Source organism: Rhizobium sp. RU20A, from assembly GCF_900155885.1.
Taxonomy (GTDB): Bacteria; Pseudomonadota; Alphaproteobacteria; order Rhizobiales; family Rhizobiaceae; genus RU20A.
Window position 1 is genome coordinate 145,734 of sequence record NZ_FTMB01000007.1, and the last position, 22,644, is coordinate 168,377.

General features: G+C 65.7%; 20 protein-coding genes and 1 tRNA gene. 15 read left to right on the forward strand and 6 right to left on the reverse strand.

Going from position 1 to position 22,644, the window contains the following annotated elements:
• Position 1: 1 nt before the first annotated feature.
• Positions 2–1,465 carry a betaine-aldehyde dehydrogenase gene (gene betB, locus F3H41_RS16530; protein WP_149739783.1) on the forward strand — a complete coding sequence of 488 codons (1,464 nt, stop codon included), beginning with the start codon at positions 2–4 and terminating at the stop codon, positions 1,463–1,465.
• A 220-nt stretch (positions 1,466–1,685) separates the two neighbouring features.
• Here betB and F3H41_RS16540 read toward each other — a convergent pair whose 3' ends face one another.
• Both F3H41_RS16540 and F3H41_RS16545 read right to left on the reverse strand, forming a co-directional pair.
• The gene (locus F3H41_RS16540; RefSeq protein WP_149739784.1) at positions 1,686–2,051 is read right to left on the reverse strand and encodes a helix-turn-helix transcriptional regulator; all 366 of its coding nucleotides are present in this window, start codon (positions 2,049–2,051) and stop codon (positions 1,686–1,688) included.
• A 6-nt stretch (positions 2,052–2,057) separates the two neighbouring features.
• On the reverse strand, positions 2,058–2,303 hold the full coding sequence (locus F3H41_RS16545; RefSeq protein ID WP_149739785.1) for a cytotoxic translational repressor of toxin-antitoxin stability system: 246 nt from the start codon (positions 2,301–2,303) through the stop codon (positions 2,058–2,060).
• Between the two features lie 85 nt (positions 2,304–2,388).
• Between F3H41_RS16545 and betA the strand changes: the two genes are divergently transcribed.
• The 7 genes from betA (at position 2,389) to F3H41_RS21605 (ending at position 9,760) form a co-directional block, all read left to right on the forward strand.
• A complete protein-coding gene (gene betA / locus F3H41_RS16550) occupies positions 2,389–4,041 on the forward strand; it encodes a choline dehydrogenase (RefSeq protein ID WP_149739786.1) in 1,653 nt (550 codons plus the stop codon).
• A 192-nt stretch (positions 4,042–4,233) separates the two neighbouring features.
• Positions 4,234–5,583, forward strand: a complete 1,350-nt coding sequence (locus F3H41_RS16555; RefSeq protein WP_149739787.1) for a chloride channel protein — start codon at positions 4,234–4,236, stop codon at positions 5,581–5,583.
• Between the two features lie 163 nt (positions 5,584–5,746).
• Positions 5,747–6,499, forward strand: coding sequence for a phosphoadenylyl-sulfate reductase (locus tag F3H41_RS16560; RefSeq protein ID WP_149739788.1), 753 nt, complete (start codon positions 5,747–5,749; stop codon positions 6,497–6,499).
• 52 nt (positions 6,500–6,551) lie between these two features.
• Complete coding sequence (gene cysD / locus F3H41_RS16565; RefSeq protein ID WP_149739789.1) at positions 6,552–7,523, forward strand: sulfate adenylyltransferase subunit CysD; 972 nt, start codon at positions 6,552–6,554, stop codon at positions 7,521–7,523.
• Between the two features lie 188 nt (positions 7,524–7,711).
• Positions 7,712–9,229 carry a sulfate adenylyltransferase subunit CysN gene (gene cysN / locus F3H41_RS16570; protein ID WP_149739790.1) on the forward strand — a complete coding sequence of 506 codons (1,518 nt, stop codon included), beginning with the start codon at positions 7,712–7,714 and terminating at the stop codon, positions 9,227–9,229.
• 166 nt (positions 9,230–9,395) lie between these two features.
• A complete protein-coding gene (locus tag F3H41_RS21600; RefSeq protein WP_244616242.1) occupies positions 9,396–9,593 on the forward strand; it encodes a tripartite tricarboxylate transporter substrate-binding protein in 198 nt (65 codons plus the stop codon).
• A 5-nt stretch (positions 9,594–9,598) separates the two neighbouring features.
• Positions 9,599–9,760 carry a hypothetical protein gene (locus F3H41_RS21605; RefSeq protein WP_244616243.1) on the forward strand — a complete coding sequence of 54 codons (162 nt, stop codon included), beginning with the start codon at positions 9,599–9,601 and terminating at the stop codon, positions 9,758–9,760.
• A 122-nt stretch (positions 9,761–9,882) separates the two neighbouring features.
• On the opposite strand, the gene F3H41_RS16580 is transcribed toward F3H41_RS21605, so the two are convergent.
• Positions 9,883–9,959, reverse strand: a tRNA-Pro gene (locus F3H41_RS16580).
• 514 nt (positions 9,960–10,473) lie between these two features.
• On the opposite strand from F3H41_RS16580, the gene F3H41_RS16585 reads away from it, so the two are divergent.
• Entirely contained in the window at positions 10,474–10,890 is a 417-nt protein-coding gene (locus F3H41_RS16585; protein WP_149739791.1) for a hypothetical protein, read from the forward strand.
• A 56-nt stretch (positions 10,891–10,946) separates the two neighbouring features.
• Here the strand turns inward: F3H41_RS16585 and F3H41_RS16590 are convergent, their stop codons facing one another.
• The 3 genes from F3H41_RS16590 to F3H41_RS16600 all read right to left on the reverse strand — a co-directional run bounded on the left by F3H41_RS16590 (position 10,947) and on the right by F3H41_RS16600 (position 14,110).
• Positions 10,947–11,858: an ROK family protein gene (locus F3H41_RS16590; protein WP_149739792.1), complete on the reverse strand. Its 912-nt coding sequence runs from the start codon at positions 11,856–11,858 to the stop codon at positions 10,947–10,949.
• Positions 11,855–13,033 (reverse strand): N-acetylglucosamine-6-phosphate deacetylase, encoded by a 1,179-nt coding sequence (nagA, locus tag F3H41_RS16595; RefSeq protein WP_149739793.1) that lies wholly within the window; start codon positions 13,031–13,033, stop codon positions 11,855–11,857. Before nagA ends, F3H41_RS16590 begins: the two co-directional genes overlap by 4 nt.
• Before the next feature lie 159 nt (positions 13,034–13,192).
• Positions 13,193–14,110 carry a helix-turn-helix domain-containing protein gene (locus F3H41_RS16600; RefSeq protein WP_149739794.1) on the reverse strand — a complete coding sequence of 306 codons (918 nt, stop codon included), beginning with the start codon at positions 14,108–14,110 and terminating at the stop codon, positions 13,193–13,195.
• A gap of 145 nt (positions 14,111–14,255) precedes the next feature.
• Between F3H41_RS16600 and F3H41_RS16605 the strand changes: the two genes are divergently transcribed.
• The 6 genes from F3H41_RS16605 (at position 14,256) to F3H41_RS16630 (ending at position 22,501) form a co-directional block, all read left to right on the forward strand.
• Positions 14,256–15,488, forward strand: coding sequence for an extracellular solute-binding protein (locus F3H41_RS16605; protein ID WP_149739795.1), 1,233 nt, complete (start codon positions 14,256–14,258; stop codon positions 15,486–15,488).
• A 127-nt stretch (positions 15,489–15,615) separates the two neighbouring features.
• Positions 15,616–16,524, forward strand: coding sequence for a sugar ABC transporter permease (locus F3H41_RS16610; protein ID WP_149739796.1), 909 nt, complete (start codon positions 15,616–15,618; stop codon positions 16,522–16,524).
• Positions 16,524–17,375: a carbohydrate ABC transporter permease gene (locus tag F3H41_RS16615; protein WP_149739797.1), complete on the forward strand. Its 852-nt coding sequence runs from the start codon at positions 16,524–16,526 to the stop codon at positions 17,373–17,375. Before F3H41_RS16610 ends, F3H41_RS16615 begins: the two co-directional genes overlap by 1 nt.
• Positions 17,372–19,480, forward strand: coding sequence for an alpha-galactosidase (locus F3H41_RS16620; protein ID WP_149739798.1), 2,109 nt, complete (start codon positions 17,372–17,374; stop codon positions 19,478–19,480). Before F3H41_RS16615 ends, F3H41_RS16620 begins: the two co-directional genes overlap by 4 nt.
• Positions 19,473–20,567, forward strand: a complete 1,095-nt coding sequence (gene ugpC, locus F3H41_RS16625) for a sn-glycerol-3-phosphate ABC transporter ATP-binding protein UgpC (protein WP_149739799.1) — start codon at positions 19,473–19,475, stop codon at positions 20,565–20,567. The genes F3H41_RS16620 and ugpC overlap by 8 nt, the downstream gene beginning before the upstream one ends.
• Entirely contained in the window at positions 20,567–22,501 is a 1,935-nt protein-coding gene (locus tag F3H41_RS16630; protein WP_149739800.1) for a beta-galactosidase, read from the forward strand. The genes ugpC and F3H41_RS16630 overlap by 1 nt, the downstream gene beginning before the upstream one ends.
• Positions 22,502–22,644 lie beyond the last annotated feature (143 nt).

The window sequence follows — 22,644 nt, forward strand, 5'->3', positions numbered from 1 at the left end:
CATGAAAGCCCAACCCAAAGCCTCGCACTTCATCGACGGCGCCTATGTGGAAGACACGGCCGGCGCACCCTTCGAGAGCGTCTACCCCGCCACGGGCGAAGTGATCGCGAAACTCCATGCCGCGACGCCCGCCATCGTGGAGAAGGCGATCGCCTCGGCGAAACGCGCGCAGAAGGAATGGGCGGCACTGAGCCCCACCGCCCGCGGGCGCGTGCTGAAGAAGGCGGCCGAGATCATGCGGGCGCGCAACCGCGAGCTTTCCGAACTCGAAACGCTCGACACCGGCAAGCCGATCCAGGAGACCATCGTCGCCGACCCGACGTCTGGCGCCGACAGTTTCGAATTCTTCGGCGGCGTGATCGCGGCCGGCATGAACGGCAGCTACATCCCGCTCGGCGGTGATTTTGCCTATACCAAGCGCGTGCCGCTCGGCGTGTGCGTCGGCATCGGCGCCTGGAACTATCCGCAGCAGATCGCCTGCTGGAAGGGCGCACCGGCGCTGGCCGCCGGCAATGCCATGGTCTTCAAGCCGTCCGAAATGACGCCGCTCGGGGCGCTGAAGATCGCCGAGATCCTGATCGAGGCCGGGGCGCCGAAGGGGCTCTACAACGTCATCCAGGGCGACCGGGAGACCGGCCCGCTGCTCGTCAACCACCCCGATGTCGCCAAGGTCTCGCTCACCGGCTCCGTGCCGACGGGCCGCAAGGTGGCGGCCGCCGCTGCCGGCCACCTGAAGCACGTGACGATGGAGCTTGGCGGCAAGTCGCCGATCGTCGTCTTCGACGATGCCGATATCGACGGCGCGATCTCCGGCGCCATGCTCGGCAATTTCTACTCCACCGGCCAGGTCTGCTCGAACGGCACGCGCGTCTTCGTGCACAAGGCCGTCAAGGAGACCTTCCTGTCACGTCTCAAGGCGCGTACCGAAGCCATCGCCATCGGCGATCCCATGGACGAGGCGACGCAGCTCGGCCCCATGGTCTCGAAGGCGCAGCGCGACAAGGTGCTCGGTTATATCGAGACCGGCAAGGCGGAAGGCGCAACGCTCGTCACCGGCGGCGCAATCCCCAATGATGTCGCGGGCGACGGCTTCTACATCCAGCCGACCGTGTTCGCCGACGTGACCGACGGGATGACCATCGCGCGGGAAGAGATCTTCGGACCCGTGATGTGCGTGCTCGATTTCGAGACGGAAGAAGAGGTCATCGCGCGCGCCAACGCCACCGAATTCGGCCTTTCCGCCGGCGTCTTCACCGCCGACATCACCCGGGCCCACCGCGTGATCGACCAGCTCGACGCCGGCACGCTGTGGATCAACACCTACAATCTCTGCCCGGTCGAGATCCCCTTCGGCGGCTCCAAGCAATCCGGCTTCGGTCGCGAGAATTCGCTGGCGGCGCTGGAGCATTATTCCGAGCTGAAGACGGTCTATGTCGGCATGGGACCGTGCGAGGCGCCGTACTGAGATGGGGCTTGCGGGGGTAAAGGGTGATGGGGTCAGGCTGAGGGTGGGATCACCCCCCTCTGCCCTGCCGGGCATCTCCCCCACACGGGGGGAGATCGGCTCGGCGCGCGCCCCTCACCCGATCCGCCACGATCCAATTTGCCGCGACCTTGCCGCACCCCGATCTCCTCCCTTGTGGGGGAGATGTCCGGCAGGACAGAGGGGGGTGCCCCACACCTCCTCAGTCCGGCTCGACCTCGACCACGAGATCATCCAGATCGACCTTGAGCGCCTTGGCGATGCGCAGGAGGACAGCCACGGAGCCGGGTTTCTTGCCGGTTTCGATGTCAGACAGGTAGGGCTGGGAAATGCCGGCAGCCGCCGCGAGTTCGGTCGAGGTCATTTGCCGATACTGCCTGTAGACCCGAACCGGATTTTCGCCGTTCGCCTTTGCCCGCACGACCTCGAAAGGCCATGTTTCCTCGCCGGCGTCGACGCGCGCCATGATGGCGTCCGCCTGAAGACCATCGATCAGGTCCTCGTAATCGTCCTCGCTCAGAAGGACGTAGGATTTGCCGTCGATCACGAGTTTCTGGATATCTCCCATTGGTCCTTACTCCTTGTAGATGCTGCCGCGCGGCCCCGCATCAATGACCATCACGACATTTCCCTTGTCATCGATGATGACGCGATCGCTGCCAACGCGAATACGGAAGTACGGCTTACCCTGCATCTTCTTGATATCGACAGGCGCGCCACGCGCATAGGCCGCCAGTTTGTCGAGAATGGCTGCCTTTCGTTTCGGCTGCATTCGCTGCAGCGCCCGATCCGCGGCTGTCGTGAAGCGAATTTCCTTCATTCCGGCACCATAACAAATAGCTATAAATTCTTCAATCCTCCTATCGCCATTGCAAATGGCATCGTCGAAACAAGGCACTGACCCCATGAACCAGGCAGACTACATCATTGTCGGCTCCGGCTCCGCCGGTTCGGCGCTCGCCTACCGGCTTTCCGAGGACGGGAAGAACACCGTCATGGTGCTGGAATATGGCGGGTCGGATGTCGGGCCGTTCATCCAGATGCCGGCGGCGCTGGCCTGGCCCATGAGCATGAAGCGCTACAACTGGGGCTATCTTTCCGAACCCGAGCCGCATCTCAACAACCGGCGCATCACCGCGCCGCGCGGCAAGGTGATCGGCGGCTCCTCCTCCATCAACGGGCTCGTCTATGTGCGCGGCCATGCGGAGGACTTCAATCGCTGGGAGGAGCTTGGCGCGCGCGGCTGGAGCTACCAGGATGTTCTGCCCTATTTCAAGCGCATGGAGACCTCCTCCGGCGGCGAGGAGGGCTGGCGGGGCACGGACGGCCCGCTGCATGTCAAACGCGGCCCTGTCGCCAATCCGCTGTTCCACGCCTTCCTCAATGCCGGCCATCAGGCGGGCTTCGAACTGACGGACGACTACAACGGCTCCAAGCAGGAAGGCTTCGGCCGAATGGAGCAGACCATCTACAACGGGCGGCGCTGGTCAGCGGCCAATGCCTATCTGAAGCCCGCACTGAAACGGCCGAATGCGCATCTGGTGCGCTGCTTCGCGCGGCGCGTCATCATCGAAAACGGCCGCGCCGTCGGCGTCGAGATCGAGCGGGGCGGCAAGATCGAAATTGTCCGCGCCAACAGGGAGGTCATCGTCTCGGCCTCCTCCTTCAATTCGCCGAAGCTGCTTATGCTCTCCGGCATCGGCCCGGCCGAGCACCTGAAGTCCATGGGCATCGAGGTGAAGGTGGATCGTCCCGGTGTGGGCGCCAACCTGCAGGATCACATGGAATTCTATTTCCAGCAGGTCTCCACCAAGCCGGTCTCGCTCTATTCCTGGCTGCCCTGGTTCTGGCAGGGTGTTGCGGGGGCGCAGTGGCTGTTCACCAAGGGCGGCCTTGGCGCGTCGAACCAGTTCGAGGCCTGCGCCTTCCTGCGCTCGGCGCCGGGGCTGAAGCAGCCCGACATCCAGTATCACTTCCTCCCCGTCGCCATCTCCTACGACGGCAAGGCGGCGGCGAAAAGCCACGGCTTCCAGGCCCATGTCGGCTACAACCTGTCGAAGTCGCGCGGCAGCGTGACGCTGCGCTCGGCCGACCCGATGGCCGATCCCGTCATCCGCTTCAACTATATGAGCCATCCGGAGGACTGGGAGAAGTTCCGCCATTGCGTGCGGCTGACCCGCGAGATCTTCGGCCAAAAGGCCTTCGACGAGTTCCGCGGACCGGAAATCCAGCCGGGCGCCGGTGTCCAGTCCGACGAGGAAATCGACGCCTTCCTGCGCGAGCATCTGGAGAGCGCCTATCACCCCTGCGGAACCTGCCGCATGGGCGATGCCAACGACCCCATGGCCGTGGTCGATCCCGAAACCCGCGTCATCGGGATCGATGGTCTGCGCGTCGCCGACAGCTCCATCTTCCCCCACGTCACCTACGGCAACCTCAACGGCCCCTCGATCATGACCGGCGAAAAAGCCGCCGACCACATTCTCGGCAAGGGCATGCTGGCGCGGTCAAACCAGGTGCCTTGGGAAAATCCGCGGGCTGCGGTGAGCGATCGGTAAGGGTGGATTTTCCGGGTCGGAAAGCGGGATTTTGCGCTCGGCTGCCTCTCCGTCCTCGCCCCCCGACGAAGGCTTGGTTCACCGGCTCGCTCCAGGCGACAATGCGGGACGCCGTGAGGGCAGCGTCAGACACGCAGCTATTTTCCTCCCCCCGCCCTTCACCTGTCCGTCATCCCATGGCACACCTCATCCATGGCTCCGTATTTTCGCAAGTCCCGCCTGTTCCGGCGGTCCCGGGTGTTTCGTGTGTCGCTGCAGGTGTGGCGGCCGCGGGTGGTGTTCTGGGCTGGGGCCCTGGCGATCGGGGTGGTCAGTGTCGGTTTTGCCGAGGCGGCGGATTTCGCGCAGCATCTGTTTCGCACGCTGACGGGATCGAGCCCGGCGGCGGGTTACCTGCCGCTTCTGCTGACGCCGGCGGGATTTGCGCTGTCGGCATTCCTGACGCTCAGGTTCTTTCCGAATGCGCAAGGGAGCGGCATTCCCCAGGCGATTGCCGGGCGGCATCTGATGGAGCGGGAGGCACGCGGGCGATTGCTGTCGCTGCGGCTCGGAGTGGGCAAGGTCCTTCTCACCATTCTCGGTCTTTTCAGCGGCGCCTCCATCGGGCGCGAGGGGCCGACCGTGCAGGTGGGCGCCTCGATCATGCTGCAGGCGGCGCGCTGGGGCGGGCTGGCGCATGCGCGCGGGCTCATCCTCGCGGGGTCTGCGGCCGGCATCGCGGCCGCCTTCAACACGCCGCTGGCGGGAATCGTCTTTGCCATCGAGGAAATGGGCCGCTCCTATGCGGCACGCTCCAACAGTACGGTTCTGATGGCCGTGATCCTGTCGGGTCTTTCGGCGCTGGCGCTTGCCGGCAACTACACCTATTTCGGCACGGCGCCGGCCGTGGTGCCGGATCTGAACGCCTGGTGGATGGTGATTGCCTGCGGGATCGGCGGCGGCGCCTTCGGCGCGCTGTTTTCGGCCGGCGCGCTGAAGGCCGGGCGTCGGGTAAAACGCTGGGCGGCCCCGCAGCCGCAGCGGCGGCTGATCCTTGCCGCAGCGCTCTGCGGTCTTGCCGTGGCCGTGCTGGGCGTCGCCAGTGGCGGGACCACCTTCGGCACCGGCTATGACCAGGCGCGCGGCGCGGTGGAAGGCACGGCGCTACCACCCCTCTTCTTCCTCGAAAAGCTGGCGGCGAGTTTCCTCTCCATGCTCTCAGGGATTCCCGGTGGCATCTTCGCGCCGTCGCTGTCGGTCGGCGCGGGCTTTGGCAGCAGCATGGCGCTTCTGTTCGGCGCCAGCGTGTCGCTCGGCGCGCTCGCAGGCATGGCAGGCTATTTCGCAGGCGTCGTACAAGCGCCGATGACGGCCTTTGTCATCATCCTGGAAATGTCGGATGCGCGCGAAAACGTGCTGGTGCTGATGGTAGCCGCCATGCTCGGCTATCTCACCTCGCGCTTCCTTGCGCCCGAACCGCTCTATCATGGCCTGTCGCGCGATTTTCTGGCCAGCGCCATTCGCCAGCGTCGTGCCACGGAACGCAATTCGGCAGCGGATTGAGTCTGCGACTGGATTATTTTCTATTGATTTTATAGGTTTTTTGCGCTAGGGACCTGGCTTGGTGATATTTGCTCTCAAGCGCGCGCAAGAGAGAGCGGTTTTTCTGTTCCTGCGGGTTGCGTCCTGCGATAGTCCCGCCGTTCCAGGAACAGGATCAGGGTTCATGTCCGCATCTCCACTTATCGACGCCGCCGAGGCGCTCGACCGCCAGCTTTCAGCCCTCAGCCTCGAGGAGCGTCTGGCGCTCGTCGCCGGTCTCGATGGCCGCGCCGTCTTCACCACCTCGCTCGGTATCGAGGACCAGGTGATCACCGCCGCGATCGGTACGGCCAAGCTCGACATCACCGTCTCCACGCTGGAAACCGGCAGGCTCTTCAACGAGACCGTCGCGCTGATCGACCGGACCGAAGAGACCTATGGCATTCTCATCAAGCGCTTTTATCCTGATCAGGCCGACATCGATGCCTATGCGGCGCGCTATGGCCTGAACGGCTTTTACGAGAGCGTGGAAGCCCGGCATGCCTGTTGCGGCGTGCGCAAGCTGAAGCCGCTGGCGCGCGCGCTGGAGGGCGCAAGCTTCTGGATCACCGGCCTTCGCCGCGGCCAGTCCGGCAACCGCGCCACGACGCCCTTTGCCGAGGCCGATCTGGAGCGGGGCCTGATCAAGATCAATCCGCTCGCCGACATGGAGATCGAGACGATCAACGCGCTGGTTGCCGAGCGCGGCATACCGATCAATCCGCTGCATGCGCGCGGCTATCCCTCGATCGGCTGCGAGCCCTGTACGCGGGCCATCAAGCCCGGCGAGCCGGAACGCGCCGGCCGCTGGTGGTGGGAGAATGACGAGAAGCGCGAATGCGGCCTGCATGTCGCGGAAGCCGCTTCCGAAATCCCCGAGACCGCCGCCGCCCATTAAGGCCCTGCGCCTTGCCTTTTCTTACGAATTGCCTTCGGAGTACCCGTTCACCATGCAAGCTGCCCGTCAGGACACTGACCTTTCCCTTTCGCCCGAGTACAACCAGCCGCAGGGTGCCAAGCAGCCGCTCGACCCGCATCTGAAGGCGCTCGAAAACGAGGCGATCCACATTTTCCGGGAAGTCGCCGCCGAATTCGACAAGCCGGTCATGCTCTATTCGATCGGCAAGGATTCGTCGGTGCTGCTGCATCTGGCGCGCAAGGCCTTCTTCCCCGGCCGCGTGCCCTTCCCGCTGCTGCACATCGACACGGGCTGGAAGTTCCCGGAGATGATCGCCTTTCGTGACGAGATGGCGCGCCGGTTCGATCTCGACCTCATCGTCCACACCAATCCGCGCGGTGCGGTGGAAGGCATCTCGCCCTTCAGCCACGGTTCGGCCTACCATACGGATGTGATGAAGACGGAAGCGCTGCGCCAGGCACTGGACGCCGGCAAGTATGACGCGGCCTTCGGCGGCGCGCGGCGCGACGAGGAAGCTTCGCGGGCCAAGGAGCGCATCTACTCCTTCCGCACCGCCGACCATAAATGGGACCCGCGCAACCAGCGCCCGGAACTGTGGAACATCTATAACGGCATGATCCGCCGCGGCGAGAGCGTGCGCGCCTTCCCGCTGTCGAACTGGACCGAGGTCGACATCTGGCGCTACATCCAGGCCGAAGCCATTCCGCTGCCACCGCTTTACTATGCCAAGCCGCGCAAATATGTGGAGCGCGACGGCATGCTGATGTGGGCGGAAGACCCGCGCTTCGAGGCGCTGCCGGGCGAAGAGGTGCAGGAGGGCATGCTGCGCTTCCGCACGCTCGGCTGCTGGCCGCTGACGGGCGGTATCCGCTCCGACGCCACCACGCTCGACGAGGTGATCGCCGAACTCGAAATCGCAACCGTTTCCGAACGCCAGGGCCGCGCGATCGACCGCGACCAGTCCGGCTCCATGGAAAAGAAGAAGCGCGAAGGATACTTCTGATCTTCCCTTCGCCCCTTGGGGAGAAGGTGCCCCGGAGGGGCGGATGAGGGGTTCCCTCCCCGGGTTGAAGGAAGCCCCCCTCATCGCCTCACTGCGTTCGGCACTTCTCCCCGAGGGGAGAAGAGGAGGTCACAAAGACCACCGCGAACTCAATGCCGATTTAGATTTTCGCCGAAAGGTAAAACGACATGACCGCCTCCGCAACGGCAACCGCCGCCCTCGCCGACACCGTGCCGGCAGCCGCCCCGCTCTCCTCTACCCCGCTGGCCGCTCAGCGCGACAGCCGTCCGCTGCGCCTCATCACCTGCGGCAGCGTGGATGACGGCAAGTCGACGCTCATCGGGCGTCTTCTCTGGGACACCAAGGCCGTCAAGGAAGACCAGGCTGCGACGCTGCGCCGTGACTCCGTCGGCAAGCAGAACGATCTCGGCCTGCCGGACTTCGCGCTGCTGCTCGACGGCCTCCAGGCCGAGCGCGAACAGGGCATCACCATCGACGTCGCCTATCGCTATTTCGCGACCGACCGGCGCTCCTTCATCGTTGCCGATACGCCCGGCCACGAGCAGTATACGCGCAACATGGCGACAGGCGCTTCAACCGCCGACCTCGCCGTGCTGCTGGTCGATGCCCGCGCCGGCATTCTGGAGCAGACGCGCCGCCATGCCACGATCGCCTCGCTGATGGGCATCCGGCAGTTCGTGCTCGCCGTCAACAAGTTCGACCTGACCAATTACGACCGTGCCCGTTTCGAGGAGATTGCGAACGAGTTCCGCGAGATCGCGCTGTCGCTCGGCATCCGTCAGGTGACCGCCATCCCCATGTCGGCGCTGAAGGGCGAGAACGTCGTCTATGACGGCCGCGCCGCCATGCCCTGGTACGAGGGTCCGACGCTGGTGGAGTTCCTCGAACAGGCGCCGGTACGCTCCGGCCAAGCCGTCGGCTTCCGCCTGCCGGTGCAGCGCGTGTCGCGTCCGGGCGAAAGCTTCCGCGGCTATCAGGGCACGGTTGCCGGCGGTGCCGTGAAGCCCGGCGACTCCGTCGTCGTGCTGCCCTCCGGCATGGTCGCCAATGTCACCAAGATCGTCACCTTCGACCTCGTGCGCAACGCGGCCGTTTCCGGCGATGCGATCACGCTGGTGCTGGACCGGCAGGTGGACGTGGCGCGCGGCGACGTGATCGCGGCCATCGACGCCCAGCCGCAGGTTGGCACCGCCTTCGATGCGCAGCTTGTGGCGCTGCAGCCGGATGGCATCCAGCCCGGCAAGCGCTACTGGCTGAAGGCCGGCGCGCGCCGCCAGCGCGTCACCGTGCGCCCTACCAGCCTGCTCGACATCAAGACGGGCGTCTGGTCGGCCCACACCGATGCCTTTGCGATGAACGCGATCGGCAAGGTGGCGCTCGATTTCGACGAGCAGGCCGTCTTCGATCCCTATGAGCAGAACCGCGCCACCGGCGCGTTCATCCTCATCGATCCCGATACGCTGAACACCGTGGCCGGTGGCATGATCACCGCCAAACGCTCCAGCATCGGCGGCCTTCACGCCGGCGGCGACGAGGCGCGCGTGGTGCTGACGCTTCCCGCCGATCTCGCCGACAAGCTGATGGCGACCGAACTCTTTTCCAGCCGCCGCCACGAGGCCGACGTGCGCCGCATGAGCGCCTCGGAAGCCGCGGACCTTTGGAAGGATGCGGGCGGGGACATCTGAGCCGAGCGCGCACGACGCGCGCCCCTATCAGCGAAATCCAACCCAATGCAGAGGCGTGTTCCGAAAGGAGCGCGCCTTTTGCTTCCGGGAGGTTTGATAGATCACAATTTCGCAATGGCTTGCGCCGCATCCATCGTTCAATCGGTTGGTGTTTCCGATCAGCCGGATGGCGCCCTCCGCGCACCTTGCGCGTCGATTTTTATTAAATATTATCAAATATTTAACCGGAAACACCACCAGGGACCGTGCCGCTTCCGTCCCCGATGTGCCGAGCATTGGGGAGCCCGTGCCGGGCTACGAGTCCTACACCTGGAACCCACTTTTCGCGCGGGCCGGCACGCCGAAGGAGATCGTCAAAAGCTGAACGCCGTGGCCAAGACAGCGCTCGCCGATCCCGACCTCATCAAACGCAAGGGCGAATTCAGCGCCACCATCGTTGCCTCGACCCCGGACGCGCCGAAGACCCATGTCAGCGACGACATCGCCAGATGGGGACCAATCGTCAAGGACGCCAACATCCGGCTGGATTGATCCCAAGCCAGGCGCGCCGCACCCCTGCCGGACCGGTCGGGGGTGCAGTATCCGGCACCTTCACATATCGGCGCCGCGCCACCCCAGAAACGAAAAAAGCCCGCATTTGCGGGCTTTTCGACTGGTCGGAGTGGAGTGATTCGAACACTCGACCCCCACGTCCCGAACGTGGTGCGCTACCAGACTGCGCTACACTCCGTGACCAGTGGCGCTCCTATAGAACAGGCTTTCGGGATGTACAAGGGGAAATTCGTCAAAAAATACGGGGCTGTGGAGAAAGGTGCGGCGGTCCTTTGCGGCCGGGTGCGGCGCGGCGTGTGACAGGTGGATGACGGTTGCGGAGGCCGGCGAAAGCGGGGGGTGGAGATGGCGTCCTGGCCTTTCGTAGGCAGGAATGGTGGGGGGTGGCGGGCGGCTGCGGGTCGTCGGTGATCGCCGTCGGCAGCGCCGGTGTGGATAGCGCCGCTTTTCGATTGTTTTTTTCCAAAGCGTGCGGCGCGGTGATTTGCAACATCGGCAATTGGCGCTAGAGCAGGAACGCGGCTGCGGCCCGGACCGGTTTCTTCCCTGCCCTTCGGGCCGGCCTCCCGAAGAGATGACGGCAAGACCGGTCACGCAGGGCGCAGACACGGGACAACCAGACAGGACCGGCCGCGGCGCCGGAGCCGACAGCGCCTGAGGCGCCCGGCGCGAAGGATGTGAAAGGGATTGGCATGAAGCTTCGGATGATGACGGTGGCCGGCCTTGCGCTGGCGCTTGCCGGCTGCACGACGACGGGCGGCGCCGGCGGCGGCAATGCGGTGGAAGCCAAGTGGCTCGGCAAGCCGGCCGGTGGCTTCTTCGCGGCCTATGGCCCGCCGGTCTCCGACACGGAAAGCGGCTCTTCGACCATCTACAGCTGGAAGGGCGGCTACAAGACGCGCCGCGTTCCCGCCGAATATGCCAAGACGGCCGACGGCAAGCGCGGCAAGCTGATCTCGCCGGCCCGCACGCTCTATCTCAGCTGCTCGGTGCAGATCACCACAGACAGCGACTATGTGATCCGCGCCATCCGCATCCAGGGCGACCGCAAGAGCGGCAGCGGCCCGAGCTACTGCGAAGAGTTCCTCGGCGACGCCAAGGCGCAGTAAGGTCAGACCGAGGCGCCGGGCATCGCCGGACGAGGCTTCTCGTCAGCTGCCCCGCCTCAGGCCGGGCGCTCGCTGAGGCCCAGGAGCGCCGCGCCGATCAGGCCGGGCTCGATTGCACATTGCGCCTTCACCAGCAGCGGACGGTTGAACGTGCGCAGGATGCGGCTGCGCAAGGTCCGGTCGATCTCAGCCAGCAGCGCATCGGAATTGGCGAGCCCGCCGCCGGCCGGCATGATCGTGGCGCCCGTGACGTTGGCGACCAGCGCCAGCGGCGAGGCGATGACGTCGACATAGACATCGATGGTGCGGGTGGCCTGCGTCTCGCCCGCCGTCCAGCCCGTGACGATCTCTTCGCTGGTCAGCGTCTCGCCCGAGAGGTGATGGTGCAGCCTCTCGAGGCCCCGCGCGCCGCAGATCGCGTCGATGCAGCCTTCCTGCCCGCACCCGCACGTAAAACGGGGCAGACGGACCGGCGGATGCCCTGCCTCGGTCGCCGCGATCGGGCCATGGCCCCATTCGCCGGCAAAGCCGCCCTCGGCATTGATCAGGCGGCCATCGATGACGAGGCCGCCACCGATGCCGGTGCCGAGGATGAGGCCGAAAACGACACGGTGACCCCGCCCGGCGCCGACGCCGGCTTCCGCCAGCACGAAACAGTCGGCGTCATTGGCAATCAGCACCGGGAGACCGAGGGCAGCCTCCAGATCGGCCTTCAGCGGCCGGCCGTGGATGCAGGGGATGTTGGCGACGACGGCGCATTGCGTGTCGGGATCGATGATGCCGGCAATCGACAGCGCCACGCAGTCCGGCCGGCCTCCGGCGTCATGGATGACGCTGCGGAGAACGCCGACGAAGGCGTCGAAGTCATCGCGCGGGGTCGGGTGGCGCGGCACGGGCCGGATGTCGCCCGCCGCGTGCGCCACGGCGCCCTTGATGGCGGTTCCGCCAATGTCGAAGCAGACGATCATGCGGGCAGTCCCCTCGTGGTCGCGTGGAAGACGCAGCGGCCGCCGATCCAGGTGGACAGAAGCGACAGTTCCGGCGTCAGCAGCAGGAAATCCGCATCGCAGCCGGCGGCAATGCGGCCCTTGGTCGTCGCGCCACAGGCCTCGGCCGGGTAGAGGCTGGCCATGGCGAGCGCGTCTTCGAGCGGAAGGCTCAGCCGTTCATGCACGAAGCGGACCGAGGAGAGCATGTCGATGTCGGCACCCGCCAGCGTGCCGTCGGCAAGGGTCAGGCGTCCGTCCCGGCGATAGACCTGCCGGCCATTCAGTTCGAAGCCCTGCTCGTTCGAACCGATGGTCGACATGGCATCCGTCACCAGAAAGATGCGGCCCGGCCCGCGCTTGGCACGCAGCGCGATGCCCATCGCGACGGGATCGACGTGGAACCCATCGGCGATCAGGCCGCAGGAGACCCCTCCCGCATCGAGCGCGGCGCCGACCACACCCGGCTCGCGGTGGCCAAGCGGGCTCATGGCATTGAAGAGATGGGTGACCATGGTGGCACCGGCGGCAAAATAAGCTGCCGCCGTCTGTGCGCCGACATCGGTATGGCCGAGACTGACAACGTAGCCGGCTGAGACCAGTGCGCGGACCTGATCTTCGCTGACGCTTTCCGGGGCGATGGTGATGAGCCTCAGGCCGACATCCCTCGCTTCCCTCGTCAGATAGGCCAGATCCGCCTCCGTCATCGGGCGGATCAGGGCCGGGTCATGCGTGCCTTTTCGGGCGAGCGAGAGATGCGGGCCTTCCAGGTGCAGGCCGAGAAAGCCCGGCACGCCGGCGGCGAGGGCCTGCTTCCCGGCCTCAACGGCTGCATCGCGGATCTCGGGCCGATCGGTGATCAGCGTCGGCAGCAGGCTGGTCGTGCCGAACCCAGCATGGGCGGCGCAGATCGCGGCGATGCCCTCAAGGGTCGGCGCATTGTTGAGGAGAACACCGCCGCCGCCATTGACCTGAAGGTCCACGAAGCCGGGCACGAGCAGCGCGCCATGCGCCGGCACGCGCCTGACATTATCGGGCACGGATGCCTCGCCGAGCACGGCTTCGATCCGCCCGTCGCGGACCAAAAGCGCCTTGCCGTCTTCGAAGGCCTTTCCCGCCAGAATGCGGGCGCCGGTGACGCAGAATGTTGCCGTCATGTCGTTTCGGTCACCATGTTCAGGGCCTCCGGCCTGTCCGGATCGAGCACTGCCGCCCTGCCGTAACAGGGCATAATGAGGGCCGCTGTATCAAGAGGCATGCGCGATCTGGACAGTGGATGACCCCTGTGTCGGTGGTAGCTTGTGGCCACCGTGTCGTCAGGCCGCCTTGATGCGCATGCGTTTGCGGAAGGCCTGGGGACGGTCCCGGAACCGGTCGGCGAAGGCCTCGTAAAAGCGCGAGACCGAGCGGAAGCCCGATTCATAGGCGACTTCCGTCACCGAAAGATCGGTGGAAATCAGCAGCGACTGCGCCGTGTCGAGCCGGTGGCGCACGATCGCCTGGTTGATCGTGTGCCCCACGGAGCGGCGAAAGAGCGTCATGGCATAGTTCGGATGCAGGCCGGCGGCGGCCGCCACCTGGCTTGCGGACACATCCTCCAGCGCATGCTCGGCCACGAAGCGCAGCATCTTCTCGACATGCTCGATGCGCTCGCCATCATGGGCCGAGAGGCTGGCGATGGAGGCGCCGTCTTCGCGCAGGTCGCGCCATCCCTCGTGTTCGATGCGCTGCACGCGGGCCGTCAACTCGCTGCGCACGATGTCGGTGATCTCGTTGCCACCCGCCAGCAGTTCCTGATGCCATTGGGAGAAGACGCCGCGGTCGTGCGGGCGGATGGTCAGCGCCTCGACCATGGCGCCGCGGAACACGGCGTCGCGGAACCGGCTGAGCTGCGCCATGCCGAGAAACACCGACATCGGCACGTAGAGGCAGATGAAGCGGGTGCCCTCCGCCCGATCGATGACCTGATGGGGGATCATGCCCCAGAACAGCACCAGCCGTCCTTCGCTCAGCGTCAGTTCGCGGCCGTCGAACCAGTAGGTCATCCGCCCTTCCAGAAGGAAGTTCAGCTCGATCTGGCTGTGCATGTGCGGCCCGGGCATGCGGTGCACGATCGTGCTGATGCCGGCGCAGAACTTGTGATCGCTGAAGACGACAAGGGGATGGCGCGGATCGAGCTCCTTGTGGAGCGGAACCGCTTCGTCGGTGGATTGAAGGGGTGACACCACTTTCATCTTAGGATCCCGGAAAAATTTCAGCAAAGAGCGGTAGAATTCTACGGGATCGCAGACGAGGATCAAGTCACGCTTTCGGGCGGGCCCAAGGGAGAACAGTCGGGCCGGCCGGGAGGTGAGCATTTCTGGTCATCGGGAGGATCATATGACCGCTTTCAAGCGTTTCGGCGCGATCGCCGCTGCTGCCTATCTGTTTTCGTCCGCTGCCTTTGCCGGCGAGATCACCATCAATTCCGACCATTCCGACCCCGTGCCGAAGAAGGCCATGGAAGAGCTGATCGCTGACTTCCAGAAGGCCCATCCGGATATCACGGTGAAGTGGAACAACTTCGACCACGAGGGCTACAAGTCCGCCATCCGCAACTTCCTGACGGCCGACGCGCCTGACGTCGCCGCCTGGTATGCGGGCAATCGCATGGAGCCCTTCGTCAAGGCCGGCCTCTTCGAGGACGTCACGGATGTCTGGACCAAGAACGGCCTCGACGACCAGCTGAAGTCGGCCGCGCCTTCGATGACCATCGACGGCAAGAAGTGGGGCGTGCCCTATACCTACTACCAGTGGGGCATCTACTACCGGAAGGACATTTTCGCGGAGAAGGGCATCCAGCCGCCGAAGACCTGGGCCGAGTTCCTCGCCGCCTGCAAGACGCTGAAGGACGCCGGCATCACGCCCATCACCATCGGCACCAAGGCGCTGTGGCCGACGGGCGGCTGGTTCGACTATCTGAACCTTCGCGTCAACGGCTACGAGTTCCACATGGAGCTGACCTCCGGCAAGGTTCCCTACACCGATCCGCGCGTGAAGGCCGTGTTCGAGAAGTGGGCCGAACTGGTGACGCCGGGCTACTTCATCGCCAACCACGCCGCCATCGACTGGCAGGACGCCATTCCGCAGATGGTGCAGGGCAAGGCCGCCATGTATCTGATGGGCAACTTCGCGGTTGCGACCATGAAGAGCGGCGGCCTGAAGGACGAGCAGATCGGCTTCCTGCAGTTCCCGGAAATCACCCCCGGCATTCCCTTCTCCGAGGAAGCGCCGACCGACACGTTCCACATCCCCTCGGGCGCGAAGAACAAGGAAGACGCCAAGACCTTCCTCGCCTATCTCGCCTCGCCGGAAGCGCAGTCGAAGATGAATGCGACGCTCGGCCAGCTACCGGTCAACAACAAGGCCGAAAAGCCTGCCGATCCCTTCCTCCAGGCCGGGTTCGAGATGCTGTCGAACGCCCATGCGCTCGCCCAGTTCTATGACCGCGACGCGCCTGCCGACATGGCCAAGGCCGGCATGGAAGGCTTCCAGGAATTCATGGTGAAGCCCGACAAGATCGACCAGATCCTTGCCCGGCTCGAGAAGGTGCGTGCCCGCGCCTACAAGTAAGCCCTCCTCCGCGGACCGGTCATCCCTGCCTTTCGCCGGGTGTCGGTCCGCTCCCTGAGGCTGGCTGCCGGAGAGGACACGCCTCCGGCAGCCGGTTCGCCATCGCCCCTATTCAAGGACCGAGGACATGACCGCAACCGCCGCCCGCGCGCCCGGTTTCTGGAGGCGCAACCAGCAGAGGCTCACGCCCTGGCTCTTCATGGCGCCTGGCCTGTTGATGTTCGCCATCTACGTGCTGATCCCCATTTTCGAGTCGATCGCCATCTCCTTCTACGACTGGGACGGCCTCGGCGAGAAGGTCTTCATCGGCCTTAGCAACTATGTCGAGCTGATGGATGACGACACCTTCTATGTGGCGCTGAAGAACAATGTGCTCTGGCTCGTTCTCTACCTGCTGGCCATTCCGGCGGGGCTCGCCGTCGCGCTCTTCCTCAACCAAACGGTCACCGGCATCCGGCTCTACAAGTCGCTGTTCTTCTTTCCCTTCGTGATCAGCCAGGTCGTCGTCGGCCTCATCTTCACCTGGTTCTATGCGCCCGATTTCGGCCTGTTCTCGGCGCTCCTGAAATCGCTGACGGGGCAGGAGATCGCCATCCTCGCCGACGAGCGCTACGTCACCTACGGCATCATCCTTGCCGGCCTCTGGCCGCAGACGGCCTATTGCATGATCCTCTACCTGACCGGCCTCAACAACATCAATCCGGAGCAGGTGGAAGCCGCCCGCATGGACGGCGCCAAGGGCCTGAAGCTGCTCTGGTACGTGATCCTGCCGCAGCTGGCGCCCGCCACCTTCATCGCGCTCGTCGTCACCGTCATCGGTTCGCTGCGCTCCTTCGACCTCGTCTCGATCATGACATCAGGCGGCCCCTACGGCTCCAGCCAGGTGCTCTCCTACTTCATGTACGAGCAGGCGCTGTCCGAATATGGCTTCCGCATGGGTTATGGCGCGGCCATCGCCGTGGTGCTGTTCCTGATCATGATGGTCTTCATCTCCGTCTTCATCGTGCGGATGCTTTCGCAGGAAAGGAACGCCTGATGTTCCCGACACCCATCCAGAAGGCCTCGCCGCTGACGCAGAAGGCCTATGTCATCCTGCTGCCGATCGCGCTCGTGCTGTGGCTGCTGCCGCTGATCGGCGTCGCCATCACCTCGGTGCGGCCGGCGTCGGATCTTGCTGCCGGCAATTATTTCGGCGTGCCCTCGGGCTTTGCCGGAGTCGACAACTACACGGCCGTCTTCCGGGATTCGCCGATCGGCCTCTATATCCTCAATTCCTTCAAGGTGACGATCCCGACCGTCATCGGTTCGGTGGCGCTCGCCTCGCTGATGGGCTTTGCGCTGTCGGTCTACAAGTTCCGCGGCAATCTCATCGTCTTCTTCATGTTCGTGGCCGGCAACTTCATCCCGTTCCAGATCCTCATGGTGCCGGTGCGCGACTTCACGCTGAAGGCCGGGCTCTACGACACCACGCTCGGTCTCGTGCTCTTCCACATCGCCTTCCAGACCGGCTTCTGCACGCTCTTCATGCGCAATTTCATCCGCGGCCTGCCCTTCTCGCTGATCGAGGCGGCGCGGGTGGAGGGTGTTTCTGAGTGGAAGATCTTCGTCCACGTCGTGCTGCCGCTGATGCGCCCTGCGATTGCCGCGCTCTCCGTGCTCGTCTTCACCTTCGTGTGGAACGACTACTTCTGGGCGACCGTGCTGGTGCAGGGCAGTCACGCCATGCCGGTGACGGCCGGCCTCTATTCGCTCAACGGCCAGTGGGTCGCCGCCTGGCACCTCGTTTCTGCCGGCGCCATCGTCGCGGCCCTGCCACCGGTCGCCATGTTCTTCCTCATGCAGCGGCATTTCATCGCCGGCCTGACCCTTGGAGCCACCAAAGGATGACATCCCGCCTTCTGACCATCGGCAGCGAGGCCTTCTCGCTTAGCCTCTCCCTGCCCGAGACCGGCATGCCCGAGATCGTCAGCCTCGGCCGCGCGCTGAGCGACGACGACACGCTGACCCACCTCGACCGCTCCAGCCGCATCAACGGGATGGATGCGGCCGTGCCGAACGCCGTGCTTTTGCCGACCGGGGGCCTTGGCTTCTTCGGCTGGCCGGCGATCACCGGCCACCGCGACGGGCGCGACTTCACCCTCGCCTTCGCCGGCTGGACGGTGAGCGAAGACGAAGGCGCAACGCGCCTCACCGCCACCGACACCGTCGCCGCGATCCGGCTGGAGATCACGCTGGCTGCAAAGCCCGGCGACGTGATCACTGTGTCGAGCCGCCTCACCAATCTCGGCGAAGCGCCCTACCAGCTCGATCGCCTTGCTGCCGCCTCGTTCCTCGCCCCGGAGGATCCGGCGACGCTGACCACCTTCACCGGCATGTGGGGGCGCGAATTCCAGCTGCGGCAAGAGCTGCTCGGCACCGGGCTCTGGCTTCAGGAAAGCCGACGCGGTCGCACCTCCCACGACCGCTACCCCACCCTCTTCCTCTCCGGTGCGCGGGGCGGGATCGCCGTCACGCTCGGCTGGAGCGGCAATCATTTCACCGCCATCGACCGTCTCGATGACGGCCGCCGCCTCGTGCATGTCGGTGAACTCTTCGAGCCCGGCGAGATGCGCCTTGCGCCCGGCGAGAGCTATCAGAGCCCGATCGCCTATGTCGCGGCCGACAGCGCCAGCCTGCACACCTTCGTGCGCGCCGAGCTGATCGACTGGCCGGGCGGCGCCATGCGGTCGCGGCCGGTGACGCTGAACACCTGGGAAGGCAATTACTTCGACCATGATCTCACGGCCCTGAAGGCGCAGGCGAGCGCCGCCGCCGCCCTCGGCATCGAGCGCTTCGTGCTCGACGACGGCTGGTTTGGCCGGCGGGACGACGACACGACCTCGCTCGGCGACTGGGATGTCGATCCGCGCAAATACCCGGATGGTCTCGGCCCCCTCATCGACCACGTCGTGTCCCTCGGCATGGAATTCGGCATCTGGTTCGAGCCGGAGATGGTGAACGCCTCCTCCGACCTCTTCCGCGCCCATCCCGACTGGGCGTTGCAGGTTGCCGGGCGCCCGCTTCTGCCCTCGCGCAACCAGCTCGTGCTCGATCTCGCGCGGCCCGAGGTCTCGGACTATCTCTTCGCCAAGATCGACGCCGTGCTGTCGGCCCATCCGGTCGCCTACATCAAATGGGACATGAACCGCGACCTGACGCATGTCGGCGGTGCCGACGGGCGCGCCGCCACGGCCCGGCAGACGCGCGCCGTCTATGCGCTGATGGACCGCATCCGTGCCGCCCATCCCAAGGTCGAGATCGAAAGCTGCGCGTCGGGCGGCGGCCGTATCGATTTCGGCGCGCTCGCCCGCACCCACCGCGTCTGGACCTCCGACTGCACCGATGCGCTGGAGCGGCTGGAAATCCAGCGCGGCGCGAGCCGCCTTCTGCCGCCGGAGCTGCTCGGCGCCCATGTCTCGGCCTCGCCGAACCACCAGACAGGCCGGATGCTGAGCCTCGACTTCCGCGCCCTCGTGGCGCTCGCCTATCACTTCGGCGTGGAACTGAACCCGCTGGAGATGACAGAGGCAGAACGGGCGACGCTCGGCACCTACGTCGCTGCCCACAAGCGGCTGCGGCCGCTGCTGCATGAGGCGGGCGCGAACTTCATGCTGGAGCCGGTGGATGGGCGCTATGCTTGGGGCGCGGCCGGTGCGGAGCGGATCGCGCTCTTCGTGGCGCAGGGACCGCAGATGGTGGCGGAACAGCCCGCACCGCTGAGGCTTCCTGCCGATCTCGCCCGCTTTGGCGGTCGCTGGCGCATCGCGCAAATCCTGCCGGAAAGGCCGGAGTTCATCCGTACGTCAGCGGCGCAGGAGAGGCTCCTTGCCGGCGACGTTACCTTCACCCTTGCCAGCGCCGTCTCCGCAGGCCTGCCGTTGCCCATGCTGCGGCCGGAAAGCGCGCTGCTGATCGAACTGGAACCGGTCTCGGGAGGGCCGAACCATGGCTGATGTGACCCTCAAGGGCGTAACGAAACAGTTCGGCGCCCACGCCGTCATCAAGGGCGTCGATCTCTCCGTCGCCGACGGCGAATTTTGCGTCTTCGTCGGCCCCTCCGGCTGCGGGAAATCCACGCTGCTGCGCATGATCGCCGGTCTTGAGGACATTTCCGGCGGCACCCTCTCGATCGGTGGGCGCGACATGACCAATGTCGGCCCTTCCGAGCGGGGCGTCGCCATGGTCTTCCAGTCCTACGCGCTCTATCCGCACATGACGGTGCGCGACAATATCGGCTTCGGCCTGAAGATGACCGGCCATGCCAAGGCCGACATCGACGCGCGCGTCGCGGAAGCGGCCCGCATGCTGCAGCTCGACGCGCTCTTGGAGCGCAAGCCCGGCCAGCTTTCCGGCGGCCAGCGCCAGCGCGTCGCGATCGGCCGTGCCATCGTGCGCAAGCCGGAAGTCTTCCTCTTCGACGAGCCGCTGTCGAACCTCGATGCGGCGCTGCGCGTGCAGATGCGTATCGAGCTGTCGCATCTCCACGCCGACCTCAAGGCGACGATGATCTACGTCACCCATGACCAGGTGGAGGCCATGACCATGGCCGACAAGATCGTGGTGCTCTCGGCCGGCCGGATCGAGCAGGTCGGCTCGCCGCTCGATCTCTATCACCGCCCGGACAATCTCTTCGTCGCCGGCTTCATCGGCTCGCCGAAGATGAATTTCATCAAGACGCGCACTACCGCGGCCGGCGCGGGCGTTACCGTCACGCTGCCGGGCGGCGGCACGCTGTCGCTGCCTGCCCCGGCTGGCGACCTGCCGAAGGGCGAGGTGACGCTCGGTGTGCGCCCAGAACATCTCTCCGCCACCGGCGAGGGCGATGCGACCCTGACGGGCACGGTGCGCGTTGCCGAACATCTCGGCTCCGAAACCCTCTACTTCGCCGCCCTGCCCGATGGCACGGAACTCTCGGTCAAGGCCGACGGCCTCTCCGGCCTCAGGGTCGGCGATGCCATCACGATCGGCATCCCGGCTTCGGCCTGCCACCTCTTCGACGGCGAGGGCAAGGCCGTGCTCAACGGGGACCTGAGACGATAATGCTGGGCGTTTGCTACTATCCCGAACACTGGAGCGAGGCGCGCTGGGAAACGGATGCCAGGCGCATGCGCGCGCTCGGCATTTCCCATGTGCGCATCGGCGAATTCGCCTGGTCGCGGCTGGAGCCGCAGCGCGACCGCTTCGATTTTGCCTGGCTCGACCGCGCCATGGACGTGCTGCATGCGGCGGGTCTCAAGGTCGTGCTCGGCACGCCGACGGCGACGCCGCCGAAATGGCTGGTCGATGCCCATCCCGATATCCTGCCCTATGACGAGCATGGCCGCGTGCGCGGCTTCGGCTCGCGCCGCCACTACACGTTTTCGTCCGCGACCTGGCACCGCGAAAGCGCCCGCATCGTGGAGATCATCGCCAGGCGGTACGGCGCGCATCCCGGCCTCGTCGGCTGGCAGACGGACAATGAATATGGCTGCCACGACACGACGCTCTCCTGGGGGCCGGAGGATCTGAAGGCCTTCAAGCGCTGGCTTCGGCTGCGCTACCAGTCGCCCGACCAGCTGAATGCGGCCTGGGGCACGGTCTTCTGGTCGATGGAACTCGACAGCTTCGACGACGTCGCCCTGCCAATGCTGACGGTAACGGAGCCGAACCCGGCGACCCGCCTCGATTTCTGGCGCTTCCATTCCGATCAGGTCGCGGCCTATGACCGGATGCAGGTCGAGATCATCCGCCGCCACTCGCCGGACCGCTTCGTCACCCACAACTTCATGGGTTTCGTCACCGATTTCGATCATTTCCAGGTCGGCGACAATCTCGACCTCGCCTCCTGGGATAGCTACCCGATCGGCTTCGTGGAGAAGTTTCCCTTCTCAGAGGCCGAGCGCACCCGCTGGGCCGAGACCTCGCACCCCGACATTGCGCCCTACCACCACGACCTCTACCGCGCCGTCGGCCGCGGGCGGTTCTGGGTGATGGAGCAGCAGCCGGGGCCGGTGAACTGGGCGCCGTGGAACCCGGTGCCGAAGCCCGGCATGGTGCGGCTGTGGACCTGGGAGGCGCTGGCGCACGGCGCCGAGGTCGTCAGCTATTTCCGCTGGCGGCAGGCGCCATTCGCGCAGGAGCAGATGCATGCCGGCCTCAACCTGCCGGGCCTTGACGAACTCTCGCCCGGCGGCCGCGAGGCCGAGAAGACCGGGCGCGAGATCGCCGCCCTCGGGCCGCTACCGGCCAACGGCCCGGCCCGCGTCGCGCTCGTCTACGACTACCAGAGCTACTGGGCGACGATGATCCAGCCGCAGGGCAAGGACTTCCGCTTCGAGGAACTTTGCTTCCGCTGGTACGAGGCGCTGCGCCGCCTCGGCCTCGACATCGATTTCGTGCGCCCCGGCGATGATCTCTCCGCTTACGCTCTCGTCGTCGTGCCCACCATGACGGAGGTGACGCCGGATGCCGAGCGGGCGCTGGCGTCCGCCACCGGTACCGTGCTGATCGGCCCGCGCAGCGGCTCGCGCACCCGCGATTTCGCTATTCCCGACAATCTGCCGCCCGGCCCGCTCGCGGCGCTCACCGGCGTTCGCGTCATCGAGGTCGCGACGTTGCGGCCGGGCCTCTCCGATGCGGTGACGGGGTCCGTTTCCGGCGCCGCCGTACGCTGGCGCGAGCATGTCGAGGCGACGGCCGAGACGCTTGCGCGCTTCGAGAACGGCGATCCCGCGCTGGTCCGGTCCGGCAACCGCCTTTACCTTGCCTGCTGGCCGGACGAGGCGCTGCTCGGCGCGACGATGGCCCTGGCGGCCGAGGCTGCGGGACTTGCGACGATGCCGGTACCGGACTTCATCCGCCTGCGCCGGCGCGGCAACCTCACCTTCGCCTTCAACTACGGTACGCAAGACTGGCCGCTGCCGGAAGGCGCCGAAACCGTGCTCGGCACCTCGCCGCTGAAGCCGCAGGACGTGGCAGTTTTTCGGGGCCTGTGATGGAACGATGGATGACGGGCCTTGTCCGTCATCGGATGGTCCCGTTTGCCGGCCGCGATCATGGCCTCGGCGGTATCCGGTGAGGCGACCGCAACCGGCGAAGGCCGCCCTGATCGCGTCCATTCGTCTTTTCGCGCATAGGT

Excerpts from the sequence above, each read along its gene's own strand:
- betB (WP_149739783.1), top strand. The coding sequence starts at position 2 with ATGAAAGCCCAACCCAAAGCCTCGCACTTCATCGACGGCGCCTATGTG.
- F3H41_RS16540 (WP_149739784.1), bottom strand. The coding sequence starts at position 2,051 with ATGGGAGATATCCAGAAACTCGTGATCGACGGCAAATCCTACGTCCTT.
- F3H41_RS16545 (WP_149739785.1), bottom strand. The coding sequence starts at position 2,303 with ATGAAGGAAATTCGCTTCACGACAGCCGCGGATCGGGCGCTGCAGCGA.
- betA (WP_149739786.1), top strand. The coding sequence starts at position 2,389 with ATGAACCAGGCAGACTACATCATTGTCGGCTCCGGCTCCGCCGGTTCG.
- F3H41_RS16555 (WP_149739787.1), top strand. The coding sequence starts at position 4,234 with ATGGCTCCGTATTTTCGCAAGTCCCGCCTGTTCCGGCGGTCCCGGGTG.
- F3H41_RS16560 (WP_149739788.1), top strand. The coding sequence starts at position 5,747 with ATGTCCGCATCTCCACTTATCGACGCCGCCGAGGCGCTCGACCGCCAG.
- cysD (WP_149739789.1), top strand. The coding sequence starts at position 6,552 with ATGCAAGCTGCCCGTCAGGACACTGACCTTTCCCTTTCGCCCGAGTAC.
- cysN (WP_149739790.1), top strand. The coding sequence starts at position 7,712 with ATGACCGCCTCCGCAACGGCAACCGCCGCCCTCGCCGACACCGTGCCG.
- F3H41_RS21600 (WP_244616242.1), top strand. The coding sequence starts at position 9,396 with ATGGCGCCCTCCGCGCACCTTGCGCGTCGATTTTTATTAAATATTATC.
- F3H41_RS16585 (WP_149739791.1), top strand. The coding sequence starts at position 10,474 with ATGAAGCTTCGGATGATGACGGTGGCCGGCCTTGCGCTGGCGCTTGCC.
- F3H41_RS16590 (WP_149739792.1), bottom strand. The coding sequence starts at position 11,858 with ATGATCGTCTGCTTCGACATTGGCGGAACCGCCATCAAGGGCGCCGTG.
- nagA (WP_149739793.1), bottom strand. The coding sequence starts at position 13,033 with ATGACGGCAACATTCTGCGTCACCGGCGCCCGCATTCTGGCGGGAAAG.
- F3H41_RS16600 (WP_149739794.1), bottom strand. The coding sequence starts at position 14,110 with ATGAAAGTGGTGTCACCCCTTCAATCCACCGACGAAGCGGTTCCGCTC.
- F3H41_RS16605 (WP_149739795.1), top strand. The coding sequence starts at position 14,256 with ATGACCGCTTTCAAGCGTTTCGGCGCGATCGCCGCTGCTGCCTATCTG.
- F3H41_RS16610 (WP_149739796.1), top strand. The coding sequence starts at position 15,616 with ATGACCGCAACCGCCGCCCGCGCGCCCGGTTTCTGGAGGCGCAACCAG.
- F3H41_RS16615 (WP_149739797.1), top strand. The coding sequence starts at position 16,524 with ATGTTCCCGACACCCATCCAGAAGGCCTCGCCGCTGACGCAGAAGGCC.
- F3H41_RS16620 (WP_149739798.1), top strand. The coding sequence starts at position 17,372 with ATGACATCCCGCCTTCTGACCATCGGCAGCGAGGCCTTCTCGCTTAGC.
- ugpC (WP_149739799.1), top strand. The coding sequence starts at position 19,473 with ATGGCTGATGTGACCCTCAAGGGCGTAACGAAACAGTTCGGCGCCCAC.
- F3H41_RS16630 (WP_149739800.1), top strand. The coding sequence starts at position 20,567 with ATGCTGGGCGTTTGCTACTATCCCGAACACTGGAGCGAGGCGCGCTGG.